This is a genomic window from Stenotrophomonas chelatiphaga (assembly GCF_001431535.1).
Classification (GTDB): Bacteria; Pseudomonadota; Gammaproteobacteria; order Xanthomonadales; family Xanthomonadaceae; genus Stenotrophomonas; species Stenotrophomonas chelatiphaga.
Map to the genome: position 1 here is coordinate 29,151 of NZ_LDJK01000096.1, position 12,279 is coordinate 41,429.

General features: G+C 65.1%; 13 protein-coding genes. 7 read left to right on the top strand and 6 right to left on the bottom strand.

All coding sequences use genetic code 11. The features are described 5' to 3' along the window. On the bottom strand, positions 1 to 1,203 hold the full coding sequence (locus ABB28_RS16550; RefSeq protein ID WP_057687466.1) for an OmpA family protein: 1,203 nt from the start codon (positions 1,201 to 1,203) through the stop codon (positions 1 to 3). A 379-nt stretch (positions 1,204 to 1,582) separates the two neighbouring features. Between ABB28_RS16550 and ABB28_RS16555 the strand changes: the two genes are divergently transcribed. Beyond that, a complete protein-coding gene (locus tag ABB28_RS16555; protein ID WP_057687467.1) occupies positions 1,583 to 1,840 on the top strand; it encodes a DUF3253 domain-containing protein in 258 nt (85 codons plus the stop codon). 103 nt (positions 1,841 to 1,943) lie between these two features. Continuing rightward, positions 1,944 to 2,966, top strand: a complete 1,023-nt coding sequence (locus ABB28_RS16560; RefSeq protein WP_057687468.1) for a DUF4034 domain-containing protein — start codon at positions 1,944 to 1,946, stop codon at positions 2,964 to 2,966. 30 nt (positions 2,967 to 2,996) lie between these two features. Here the strand turns inward: ABB28_RS16560 and ABB28_RS16565 are convergent, their stop codons facing one another. Then, positions 2,997 to 3,293 carry a hypothetical protein gene (locus tag ABB28_RS16565; protein WP_211260406.1) on the bottom strand — a complete coding sequence of 99 codons (297 nt, stop codon included), beginning with the start codon at positions 3,291 to 3,293 and terminating at the stop codon, positions 2,997 to 2,999. A gap of 49 nt (positions 3,294 to 3,342) precedes the next feature. Next, positions 3,343 to 3,726 (bottom strand): winged helix-turn-helix transcriptional regulator, encoded by a 384-nt coding sequence (locus ABB28_RS16570; protein WP_057687470.1) that lies wholly within the window; start codon positions 3,724 to 3,726, stop codon positions 3,343 to 3,345. An 87-nt stretch (positions 3,727 to 3,813) separates the two neighbouring features. Here ABB28_RS16570 and ABB28_RS16575 point away from each other — a divergent pair, with 87 nt between their 5' ends. Beyond that, positions 3,814 to 4,878: an SDR family oxidoreductase gene (locus tag ABB28_RS16575; RefSeq protein ID WP_057687471.1), complete on the top strand. Its 1,065-nt coding sequence runs from the start codon at positions 3,814 to 3,816 to the stop codon at positions 4,876 to 4,878. Between the two features lie 60 nt (positions 4,879 to 4,938). Here ABB28_RS16575 and ABB28_RS16580 read toward each other — a convergent pair whose 3' ends face one another. Beyond that, on the bottom strand, positions 4,939 to 7,152 hold the full coding sequence (locus ABB28_RS16580) for a TonB-dependent siderophore receptor (RefSeq protein WP_083492069.1): 2,214 nt from the start codon (positions 7,150 to 7,152) through the stop codon (positions 4,939 to 4,941). Between the two features lie 167 nt (positions 7,153 to 7,319). Then, positions 7,320 to 8,744, bottom strand: coding sequence for a DUF4832 domain-containing protein (locus tag ABB28_RS16585; protein ID WP_057687472.1), 1,425 nt, complete (start codon positions 8,742 to 8,744; stop codon positions 7,320 to 7,322). Positions 8,745 to 9,027: 283 nt separating this feature from the next. On the opposite strand from ABB28_RS16585, the gene ABB28_RS16590 reads away from it, so the two are divergent. From ABB28_RS16590 to ABB28_RS16605, 4 genes are all read left to right on the top strand, one after another. Further along, on the top strand, positions 9,028 to 9,414 hold the full coding sequence (locus tag ABB28_RS16590; RefSeq protein WP_057687473.1) for a DUF2628 domain-containing protein: 387 nt from the start codon (positions 9,028 to 9,030) through the stop codon (positions 9,412 to 9,414). 188 nt (positions 9,415 to 9,602) lie between these two features. Beyond that, positions 9,603 to 9,866, top strand: a complete 264-nt coding sequence (locus ABB28_RS16595) for a FitA-like ribbon-helix-helix domain-containing protein (protein ID WP_057687474.1) — start codon at positions 9,603 to 9,605, stop codon at positions 9,864 to 9,866. Beyond that, complete coding sequence (locus tag ABB28_RS16600) at positions 9,853 to 10,269, top strand: type II toxin-antitoxin system VapC family toxin (protein WP_057687475.1); 417 nt, start codon at positions 9,853 to 9,855, stop codon at positions 10,267 to 10,269. The genes ABB28_RS16595 and ABB28_RS16600 overlap by 14 nt, the downstream gene beginning before the upstream one ends. 154 nt (positions 10,270 to 10,423) lie before the next feature. Beyond that, positions 10,424 to 10,900 carry a hypothetical protein gene (locus ABB28_RS16605; protein ID WP_057687476.1) on the top strand — a complete coding sequence of 159 codons (477 nt, stop codon included), beginning with the start codon at positions 10,424 to 10,426 and terminating at the stop codon, positions 10,898 to 10,900. 160 nt (positions 10,901 to 11,060) lie between these two features. On the opposite strand, the gene ABB28_RS16610 is transcribed toward ABB28_RS16605, so the two are convergent. After that, complete coding sequence (locus ABB28_RS16610; RefSeq protein WP_057687477.1) at positions 11,061 to 12,140, bottom strand: hypothetical protein; 1,080 nt, start codon at positions 12,138 to 12,140, stop codon at positions 11,061 to 11,063. Between the last annotated feature and the right edge of the window lie 139 nt (positions 12,141 to 12,279).

Below are 12,279 nucleotides of genomic sequence, written 5' to 3' on the forward strand. Positions count from 1 at the left end.
TCACGAGCGCACGAAGATTTCCACGCGGCGATTCAACTGCCGGCCGCCGGGATTGTCCTTGCCGTCCAGCTCGTTGGGTGCCACCGGCTGCGTTTCGCCATAGCCCTTCGACGCCGCCTGCTGGCCCGCACCCCGCTCGCGCAATGCCGCCACCACCGATGCCGCGCGACGTTCGGACAGGCTCTGGTTGTAATCGTCCGCGCCCTTGGAATCGGTGTGGCCGCGTACCTCCATCCCGGTGGTTTTCACTTCCGCCAGCGCGCCGGCCAAGGTATCCAGCAGGTTGGCCGCGTCGGGGCGGATGTCGGACTTGTCGAAGTCGAACAGCACCCGGTCGTTCAGCGTGATCACATAACCGCAGGGGGCACCCGGGGGTGCGAATTTCTTCAGCGGCGGGAATTTTCCGGCCGGTGCAAGGCGCGCCAGCGGCGGCATCTTCACCGGTCGTGCCGGCGGTCCGATGGTGCCGGTGCCATCGCCGTTGTTGGTGATCAGGCCCTCATCGCCATTCCAGGTGCCCGAGCCATCCGCATTGACGCGCACCAGCCCCTTCGGACCGTTCCAGGTCCCGCTGCCATCGCCGTTGTTGGTGATCAGGCCGCTGTCACCATTCCACGTGCCCGCACCCCTGCCATCCAAGCGGATCAACCCGGCCACGCCGTTGTACGTACCGGACCCATCGGCCTCCACGCTGATGATGGCATCGTCGCCACCGCCACCGGGGTTGCCGTTGATCGTGCCGCTGCCATCGGCGTTCACCCGCACCAGTCCGCCCTCGAAATTGGCGGTGCCGCTGCCATCGGGGTTGATGACGAAGATGCCCTCGTCGCCGTTGCGGGTCAGCTTGCCCTGTGCGTCCACGCTGGTGATGCCGGCGTCGTTGATCAGGCTGCCATCGGTGCTGCAGCGGGCCGGTGAAACGGTAATGCCTTCCACCGGATCGAGGATCGACTGCAGTGAACTCTCCAACGCACGCTGCGCCGGGGTGACGCCGATGATCTCCGGCACGACGATCGACGGAATGACCGGGAATTCAGGGGCATCGCTGGCCTGCTCTACCACGGCGCCCTCATCGGAGGTCGTTGCGGCGGTGCCTGCCACCGGGTCCGGCGCTGCCGCATCGGGCGCTTTGGAGCAGCCTGCAAGGGCGATCAACAGCACTGAAACAGCAGACAGCGGCAAGACACGCGTGGATGAGCTCATGTACTGGATCGATCCGTGATGGCAGTGAGGCCAGCATCCTATCCGGCGCCCATTTGCACGGCGTGAATGGCCAGAATCGAACGCATGGCTCCTGCTCTGGTAGCGCCGAGCCACGCTCGGCGAGCGCACCGCGCGGCCTGCATCCGGCATCGTGCTGCCGGAACGCAATGGCGCCGAGCACGGCACGGCGCTACCCAGCCGCCTCCGCGCGCCCATCACGCGCGCCCACGCATCGGTAGCGCCGAGCCACGCTCGGCGAGCGCACCGCGCGGCCTGCATCCGGCATCGTGCTGCCGGAACGGAATGCCGCCGAGCACAGCTCGGCGCTACCCAGCCCGCCTCCGCGCGCCCATCACGCTCGCCCACGCATCGTGCAGCGATGGATATCGCGGCCGCCATCATCGACCTGCTGGGCCAGCGCGCGGCGTCGGCCTCCATCTGCCCGTCCGAGGTGGCCCGCGCGCTCAGCCCGGATCCCGCCGGATGGCGCCCGCTGATGCAGCCGGTACGCGACGCCGCCGCAGCATTGGCGCGGGCAGATCGGATCATCATCACCCGCAAAGATGAGCAACTGGACCCGGATGCCCTGGGGTCGGGCCCCATCCGTCTGCGGCGCGGGGCGGGATTCTCCGAATAGAGACCGCCTGCTGCGCTAATCCTCAGAATACGAGGCAGCCTCGCTTTCGACGCGCTACTATCTGGCGACCTCACTCAGCCATCACGCATCAAAGGATTGCTCCATGGATCGGAATATCCTGCTGGGCCCGCTGTTTGCCCTCGCCTGCCTGTTTGTCCTCATGGATGCCCGGGCCAACGAAATCGAGCAGCGCAACGCCATCGCCGCCGACGTTCGAGCCTTGGTTGAGTCACGCGACTTCGCCGCACTCGACGCCCTGGCCGTTCGCTACCGCAATCCTGCCGAGCGGACGGGAAGCGGGGTCTGGAAGCTGGAGTCGTACTACACCGGATTAGCCGACGCGATCACGAGCAGGCGACCTTCAGACGCGTTCCGGAAAAAGCAGGCCGCCTTTGTGGATGATTGGATTACCGCCCGTCCGAATTCTGCCTCCGCTCGCTTGGCGGCAGCGATACTGCTGGAAAACCACGCTTGGAATATCCGCGGCCGGGGCTATGCCCGCACTGTCCGCGAACAGGACTGGGCCCCCTTCCGGGACTACATCGAACGCGCGCGAATGTATCTTGAGCAGCACAAATCAATCGCTGATGTGGATCCCCATTGGTATGCCTCGATGCAACGGATCGCGAACAGCCAAGGATGGCCGGCAGAACGCTTCCAGCAACTCTTCGAAGAAGGGACAGGCAAGTACCCTGGCTATTACGCGCTCTACTTCACCGCTACCGTTTACTTGTTGCCGAAATGGAATGGCAGCGCGCAGAGCATCGACGACTTCGCACGCCGCGCCATGCGCGGCACTGCCGCTGAAGAGGGTGCCGGCATGTACACACGCATCTACTGGGTCGCCATCGACTCGCAGTTCCGTGATGGGTTTCCAGAAAACTCGAAGGTCGATTGGGCTCTGATGAAAAAGGGTATCGACGACGTGATGGCCAAGTACCCGGACGACTGGAACATCCAGAAATTCGCGTACTTCTCCTGCCTCGCGGGTGACAAAACGAAGGCGGCATCCTTGCTCGCCAGGATGGGCGAGCAGCCGGACATGGAAGTCTGGGACAGCATGGAGCGGTTCACGCAATGTCACAGTTGGGCGACCAGGACGCGACTCAAATCAGCAGCCCAGTGAATCCGGGGCCTGATGGGTTGGAGCAGTCACTCAAACCCGCCCCCGCCTCACCACCTGGTACACCGCCACATTCCGCTCAGCCAGCGCCCGCACCACTTCTGGAATCAGCTGCATCGGCAGATCCAGCGCATAACCATGGTCCACCCGCTGCACAGACGCAGGATCGAAGTGGAACGCCGGATGGTCCCGGCTGCGCTCCAGCAGGAATGCACTGATCGCACCAAGGGCGATCTGCTGCCACTCCCCCACCTCGAAATACACACGGTACAGCGCGTCGCTGTAATCGGCCGGGGTATCGCGTTGCGTATCCAACATGTCAGCGGTCACGACATTCTCCCGGGTGGTGGATGCGGAATCGGAAAGGGCCTGCCTGGGGCTATCCGCGCCGCCGTGACGTCGGCCGCGCTTTCAGCGCGTCCAGCGCATCGGCATTGCGTCGCGCCCAGTCGTAGATCAGCTCGATCGGCTCCACCAGCTGCCGGCCCAGCGCGGTCAGGCTGTACTCCACCGATGGCGGCACGGTGGGATGTTCGGTCCGCAGCACGATGCCCGCCAACTCCATCTCGCGCAGGGTCTGGATCAGCATCTTCCTGGAAATCGCAGGCAGGCTGCGATGCAGCGCGTTGCTGCGTGCCACGCCATCATGGCGCACGGCCAGGGTGTGCAGCACCATCGACGTCCACTTGGTGCTGAACAGCTCCAGCACCCGCCGGGGCGCGCAGTCTTCACGCCATTCCTGTTCCGGAGTGCCTGCTTTCATCGCGTGGTTACCATTTGGTGCCTTCTTTCGGGCCTGACCCCGATATCCTAAGGTGTCTGCCTGTTATTTGATGCAAAAGGCAATCCCATGACCCAGAAAGCGTTGGTAGTCGGTGCAACCGGCATTACCGGCAGCGCCCTTATCCAGCAGCTGCTCCAGGGAGGCTGGGAAGTTTACGGTCTGGCGCGCAATCCGGCGGCGCTGCCGGCGGGCGTTCACGGTGTCTCGGCCGATCTGCGTGACGCGCAGGCCACCCGGGCCGCACTGGCGGACCTGCAGCCGACCCATGTATTCATCACCACGTGGTCGCGGCAGGCCAACGAGGCCGAGAATATCCGCGTCAATGCGGCCATGGTGCGCCACCTGCTGGATGCCCTGCAGCCGGCCGCGTCGGTGCAGCACGTCGCGCTGGTGACCGGGCTGAAGCATTACCTCGGGCCATTCGAAGCCTACGCACAGGGCGCGCTGCCGCAGACCCCGTTCCGCGAGGAACAGCCGCGCCTGCCGATCGAGAACTTCTACTACGCGCAGGAAGACGAGGTCTTCACCGCGGCCGCGCGTGATGGCTTCAGCTGGAGCGTGCATCGCCCGCATACGGTGATCGGCGCAGCGGTGGGCAACGCCATGAACATGGGCACCACGCTGGCGGTGTATGCCTCGTTGTGCAAGCGCAGCGGCCGTCCGTTCTATTTCCCCGGCTCACTGGCGCAGTGGAACGGACTGACCGACATGACCGACGCGCGCCAGTTGGCACGCCAGTTGGTATGGGCCACCCAGACCCCGGCAGCCGCCAACCAGGCCTTCAACATCGTCAACGGCGATGTGTTCCGCTGGAGCTGGATGTGGGGCCGCATCGCTGACTGGTTCGGCATCGAAGCGGCGCCGTTCACCGGTGAGCTGCGCCCGTTGGAACGGCAGATGGCCGACGATGCGGCGCTGTGGGTGCAGCTGGCCATCGAACAGGGCTTGGCCGAGCCGGACATCCACCGACTGGTATCGCCGTGGCACACCGACGCCGACCTGGGCCGCCCGGTCGAAGTCATGACCGATATGTCCAAGAGCCGTCGGCTGGGCTTCCTGGACTACCAGCCCAGCGATGACGCTTTCTTCGACCTGTTCGCCACGCTGCGGGCGCAGCGGCTGATTCCGTAAGCGCCCCAAAGCGCAGCCAGGCGCCCCGGCATCCATCCCCGGGGCGCCTGACCAGCGCCATCAGAACCTGTAGTTCACCGTCAACCGCACGTTGCGCGGCTCGCCCCAGGTGTAGGTGCTGTACCAGTTGAAGATGGTGTAGTAATGCTTGTCCAGCAGGTTGTTGACGTTGAGCGTGGCCGACAGCCTGTCGTTGAACTCATAGCGCGCCATCGCATCCAGCAGCCAGTACGGATCGGTGCGATGCACCAGGCTGCCGCCGTCCAACGGGTTGGTGATGGTGCCGAAGGTGCTGCCCTGCCAGCGCGCGCCGCCGCCGATGCTCACCCCACGCAGTGCGCCGTCCTGCACGCGGTAAGTGGTGTGCAGGCTGAACTGGTCTTCCGGCTCCAGCGTTGACACCTTGGTGGACTGCTGCCGCGCGATCTTGTGCGCGTAGCCGCCCTGCACCTGCCAGCCCGGTGCGACCTGGCCGGACACGTCGAACTCATAGCCCTTGGTGCGCACGCCCATCAGCCCGCGGTAGGCGATGCCGCCGCTCGGGGTCAGCCCGCCACTGGGCTCGGCATAGTTGTCCTGCTCCAGCTGGAACACCGCCGCGCTGGCGTTGAAGCGTCCTTCCAGGAACTCGGCCTTGACGCCGGCTTCGTAGCTGCGGCCTTCCAGCGGATCCAGCACCCTGCCCTGCTCGTCCTGGTTGCTCTGCGGCTTGAAGATGGAGCTGTAGCTGGCGAACACCGAGTAGTTCTGGTTGAGGTCGTACACCAGCCCGGCGTACGGCACGATCACCCCGCTCTCGTCGATATCCATGGCCTTGTAGTTGGCCACGCGGCTGCCCAGGATCAGCTTCAGCGGATCGGCCAGGTCGAAGCGGCCCACCACGTAGGCGCCGCTTTCGCGGGTTACTTCATTGTTGCCGTAGCCCCACTGCCAGTCCGGCTCCGGCACATCGCCGGTCCAGCCGCGGTAATCGGCCACGCCGGTGACATAGCCTTCCTGCGGCGAGTAACCGTCGTTGATCCAGCGCTTGCGCGACACGCTGCCGCCGACCACCAGTTCGTGCTGGCGACCGAACCACTCGAACGTGCCGCTGACATACAGATCAGCGGCGTTGCTGGTGGTCTCGCCTACGTACTTGCCAACCCACATGCTCACGCCTTCGCCGCTCACCGGATCCGGGTTGCCGCCGGCCGCCGCACCCAGCGGGGCGTCATAACCGTTGACCTGGTGGTTGAGCTGCAGCTTGGCCACCCAGTCATTGCCGAAGGTGTGTTCCAGCGTGGCGAACGCGGTGCGGCTGTACTGCGCCCAGCTGCTCCAGCGCGCACCGTTGTTGAACGAACGCGGCATCTTGTTGAAGTTGCCGGTGCTGTCCAGCAGCGGAATGCCACCCCAGCTGGAACCCTGCGGATCGCTGTCCTGGTAATCGGCGCCGACGGTCAGCAGCGTGCTGTCGTCGATGTCCGCTTCCAGGATGCCGTAGAACACCTTGTTGGTGCGCTGGTAATGGTCGACGTTGGAATGCTTGTCCTGCTGTGCGGCCACCGCGCGGCCACGCACGCGACCGCTTTCGGTCAGCGGGCCGCTGACATCCACTTCGGCGCGGTAGCTGTCCCACGAGCCGACACCCAGACCCACGCTACCGGCGAACGCGCGCGTCGGCTTCTTGCGGATCAGGTTGATGGTCGCACCCGGATCGCCCATGCCGGTCAGCAGACCGGTGGCGCCCTTGAGCACTTCCACGCGATCGTAGATGGCCATGTCGCTGAGCGTATTGCCAGCCGAATAGGCCGAATCGCGCGCCATCGGAATGCCATCGTACTGGAAGTTCTGCACCGCAAAGCCGCGTGCGTAGTATTCGGTACGCTCGCTGTCGTAGGTCACGATGCTGATGCCCGGGGTGACCTTCATGACGTCGTCGATGCCGTTGAGGCCGAAGTCGTTCATCTGCTGCCGGGTGATCACGCTGATCGACTGCGGGGTCTGCCGCGGACTGAGCACCAGCCGGGTGGCGGTGGCGATGGTGCCCGGCGTGTAGGAGCCGCTGTTTTCGGTCACCGTGCCCAGCTGGTTGGCGGTCACCTGCACGGTCTGCAGGGTCCGCGCGGCGTCATCGTCGGCCTGCGTGGTGGCGGCCTGCTGGGCCTGCGCGCTGGTGCTGAGCAGGCCCAGTGTGAGCACGGCGGAGACCGCCTGGGTCAGCGGTGAACGGACAAGGGCGCGATGCAGGCGACCGCTACGGGCCAGGGTGACAGGGGACGGAACGACGGACACGGCAGTGCCTCCAGGCAGGAAGTGATCCTCTGGCGGCGGCTGGAGGTAACAGATTGGGCGGCATGATGACGCAAATGTGACGGCGGGGAAAGCCGGGCCCTGCCCCGCTGCCGAGGTGGCGATGCAGCCCTATGCCGCATCGCCACGTATCAGGGAACCGCGATACCTCAGTTCACCTGTACCTGCCCCAGCGGCAGCCGACGCTGCGTGTCCTGCCCGTCGTTCTGCGGGGCGATGTTGCGCCGGCCCGGGGCGTCGTCGGCCAGCGCCAGCCGCAGCGAGTAACTACCCGCCGCCAAGGTGGCGGGCACGGTGAAGGTGGTACTGCGGCTCTGCACCGTGCCCGGCATGATCTCGCTCAGGGTCACCGCAGGAATCGAGGTGCGCGCCTTGGTGCTGCCATCGGCCGCCACCCAGTGCAGTTCCACGTGGTAAGCGTTGTACAGCGGGGCCGAGCCGTGATTCTTGATATCCAGCCGCAGTGCCGCCTGCTGGCCACGCACCTGGGTGTTGGGCCAGGTCACCGTGCTGATGCCGAGCCGGTAACCCAGGTCACTCTTCAGGGTCTTCAGCTTGGCCGCATTGCCGCTGGTTTCGTGCGCACCGGCCGGGCCAAGGAAGCTGAAGTGGTAATCGCGCAGCAGCTTGCGTACATCGGCGGTGCGGTTGGTCCAGGTGCTCTTCTGGTTGCTGTTCGGGCTCTCGCCGCTGACCGGGTTGACCATCCAGTTCTGCCGCGCCGCCGGCACCTCGTTGGCCAGCCCGTATTCCAGGTTCCACCAGCCATCGTCGCTGCAGCTGGGCATCTGCGGATTGAACGCATTGCACTTGCCGGTGAACGAGGGGAAGTAATCCTCGTGGAAACCAAACAGCGCCGATCCCACGTCCGACGCCCGCGCATAGCGTGTCTGCAGCGGCGTCTTCAGGAAGGCGGCGGTGTAGGCATCGCGGATCAGCGAACGGGTCTGCGCATTGGGCTGCAGGTCTTCGCAGCCGCTGGTATGCCATTCGCCCCAGAAGCCGAGCAGGCCCACCTGGATGGCCGTGATGCGCGGGTCGCCATCGAAGCGCGCAGCCAGCGCCTGCACGAACTGCTGCATCTGCTGGCGCGCCGCCGGGTTGTTGTAGTCCAGGCTGCGGATCGGGCCATCCGAATCACACTTGGCGCGCACCGCATACGGAATGTTGAGCGGCGCCTGTTCGAGGAACTTCGGATAGTCGCGTTCGTTCTCGCCGCCGGTGTAATGCGCGTCGATCTGGCTGGCGGCACTTTCCGGATAATCGGCGACGGGGCGCAGCACGAAGGTGGCCAGCGGATCGTCGTTGAGGATCGGCTGCAGGTACAAGGTTTCCACCGCGTTCCAGTCAAATACCTGGTCGGCGGTTTCGATGATCCGCCACGGCAGGTACACGTGATAGATGTGCGCCCCGTGGAAATTGTCCACCCCGCCATCCACGGCATACGAGCTGCCCCACAACATGAAACCGCGATGCGGATTGTCGAACTCCTGGGTGGATACCGCCGGGGTCAGGGTGCCGGCGTGGGCACAGGCGGCGGACAGGGCGCTGGCGAGGACTGCGACAGCCAGCATTCCGGAAAACGGACGTGACGACGACATGGACGTACCTCTTCGGTTGCACGAGGGAAGACGAGACAGGGAGGCGCTGAACCTCCCCCAGGGTTGTCGCCGACGACCTTATGTCATGTTTCGTTATGTATCAATATCGAAACATAGCGAAATTTCTCGACCGGATCACAGTTTCGCTCCGTGCAGCACACGTCGGTAGCGCCGAGCCGTGCTCAGCTGCTTTCCCATGGTGAATGCGATTCGTTCTAGCTATCATGTAACCGATTACATGGAGCTTTGATCAACAATGGAAACACCGAACACCGGGCCGCATAGTCCCAAGTGGCAATACCGGTTCGACTTCTTCGCACGGCATGGCGCACCGAAGACCAAGGAATACCGTCAGGCACTCAAGGAACTGCCCTTCGCCGGCAAGTTCAAAGTGAACATCAACCTGTTCGCCCTGTTCTTCAGCTGGATCTACCTTTTCATCCTGGGCATGTGGCGCAAGGGCCTGGTGGTTTTTGGCCTGTACGTGGCGCTCATCGTCGTCTCCTTCTTCGTGCCGGACCTGCTGGTACGGGCACTGGCGGCAGCGCTTGGCCTCTCAGTGGCCATGAGCACCAACTACAGCTATTACGCCGAACGCGTGCAGGGCAAGGTCAGCTGGAACCCGTTCGAAGGCCTGTTCTAAGCGGGAAATCGGTAGCGCCGGCCCGTGCTCGGCGGTGCTCGGGGTCAGGCCGCAGTCCGTATGACTGCGGCCGCGCCTGCGCTGGCTGAGCGTGGCGCGTCGCTGCCGGGACGCGATACCCGCGCTTGACTGATATCACAATGGACATAGTGATATCATCGACGTCACGCGCTAATGGATGCCCTCATATGCCCGCCGTGACCATTCGAAACCTTTCCGAGGAAGCCCACAGGGCGCTCAAAGTGCGCGCGGCACAGCATGGTCGCAGCACCGAGGCCGAGATCCGCGACATTCTGGAATCCGCCGTGCGACCGGCCAGCCGGGTGCGGCTGGGGTCGGCCCTGGCGGCGCTGAGCGCCGATCACGGCCTCACCGACGCCGATGTCGATGCGCTGACGGCCACGCGCGATAAAACGCCGGCCAAGCCGTTGGGGTTGAATGATCGTCCTTGACACCAAGGTCGTTTCAGCAGCGATGAGGCCTACGCCCTCCCCCGCTGTACTCGACTGGATGGACAGGCAGGCGGCGGAGACGCTCTATCTCTCCAGCGTGACGATCGCGGAGTTGCTGTACGGCGTCGGCGCGTTGCCGGCCGGGCGCAGAAAGCAGGCGCTGCGGAGCGCGGTCGATGGCCTGATCGAGCTGTTCCACGACCGGGTATTGCCCTTCAATCTGGAGGCCGCGCGCTGCTACGCCGATCTCGCAGTGACTGCGCGGATGGGCGGCAAGGGGTTCCCAACGCCGGATGGCTACATTGCCGCGATTGCGGTAGCGAATGGCTTCACCGTCGCCACCCGCGATGCCGGGCCGTTCCAGGCAGCCGGAATCGACATCATCGACCCCTGGACCTGCTGAGGCATCGCCCTGGCCCGGTAGAGCCGACTGGCTGGCCGTGGCTGACTGGCTGCTATCTACGCCTGGCGGGTACCGCTACGCATGCATTGCAACGCCCGCTCGCCAACTCCATAACGGAGATGCGCCCGCGGTTGGGCGCTCTCAGGAGAAATACATGCCGCACCACGAAAAGGTCGCCCTCGCCGGCGTCATCGAACACGTCTTTGCCCACCGTTTCACCTTCATCGCCGACGATGCCGCCTACCTGGCCGATCTCGGACCGAAGGGCGCTGACGCGTTCCCGCTCACTGAAGGTCTCGCCATCCGCCTGGAAGGCGAGCAACGGCCGTCGGAAATCAAGGTCAGCCGCATCGCCAAGAAGGGCGGCCGGTTTGTCGAGGTGGAACACAAGAAGCCGCACCACGGCCCCAAGCACCACCACCCGGACGTGCCCGCCGATCCACGCGCGGTGCTGGCTGCGGTGAAGAAGGCCGGCTGGACGGTCGAGGGCACGCCGGAGCGCAAGCCCAAGCACTTCGAAGTGCTGGCCCACCGCGATGGCGGCGACTGGACCGAACTGCACGTCGATTTCGCCGGTGCCATCTATAAAGAAAAGCACGCCGACGCCGGCAAGTGGGGCCTGCAGGACTGACCCAAAAAAGAACGCCAGGCCGCATCATTGCGGCCTGGCGTTTTTACTTACTGGGCGATGCTTAGAAGAAGATCGCGTACAGGATCAGGAGCGGAATCGGAACGCCCAGGAACCAGAGCAGTAGGGTTTTCATGTCGGTTCTCCTTGGTGGATACGAAAGTTACAGGTCGCGGCGACGGCCGCCCCAGGTGGCACTCAGGCTGGCGAAGAACGCGCCGATCAGCAGCGTGATGAACAGCCACAGTGCAGCGTAGGCAGTTGCCTTGCGGGCATCATCGGCGGCGGTCTTGGCGGTGTTCTTGGCATCTTCCAGCGCGGCCCGCATGCGGGTCTGCACGTCGGTCACGCGGGCCTCTGCCTCGGCCTGGGTCATGCCGGTTTCGCGGGCGATCAGCTGGGCCAGGTACTGCTTGTCGGCCGGATCCAGGCCCTCGCTCTGCAGGCTGGACACCACGATGCGATTTACCTCGGCACGCACTTCACGGCGATCCCCAGCGCGCTCGTTGCCCGGCATCGGACGCGGCGGCGGCGGCATGGCAGCGTCACGCGGGCCGGCAGCCGGAGCCATCGGTGCACCGACCGCGGCAGCCGGCGGCGCGCCTGCATCGGCACCCATCGGCGGGGCCGGCGGTGTCGGCGGCGGATTGGTGGAGGCGTTACGGAACAGGGAGTCGACCCAATAATTCATGTCGCCTTCCTGCGGGCCCATCGCGGCCGCACCAGCGCCCGCACCTGCCGCAGCGGCGGTGGTCGCAGCGGCGCCAGCGGTGGCACCGGCCACTTTCGCGCCGGCACCCAGCACGCCGCCGATGGCGGAGGTGAGCAGGCCAGCGGTCAGCAGGGTGGCAACCGCCCACGACACGAAACCGTGCGCGGTATCGCGGAAGTAGGTCTCATCACCGTGCAGGTTGGTCCACTTGGTACGCAGACGACCGGCCAGGTAACCGCCCAGGCCGGAAGCGGCCAGCGCAGTGAAGGTCAGCCAGGCGACGCTGGTCCAGCCGAAGGTTTCCTTGGATACGCCGTCGAACGACCACGGCGACACCGAAGACAGGCCCAGGCCGACGCCCAGGATCAGCAGCACCAGCGACAGCGCAGCGGCGGCTACGGCGCCGGCGATGATCGCGCCCCAGGACACCGCGCTTTCCGGTGTGGGGGTGATGACGGGGGTAGAGGTGACGACGGTGTCGTACTCGGTGCCGAGTGGGCGGCGGTCCGGGAATCCACTGGGTGTACTCATGGTGATGCTCCATCTGAATAGCTGCGGGCGCAGCAAGCGAGGTGAGGCTGCGCGCTTTGCTGTGAACACGGGGAAATGGGGAAATCACGCGCAATTGATCCACCCCGCCGCGCCGACCCTCTCACGCCCCTCACCCACC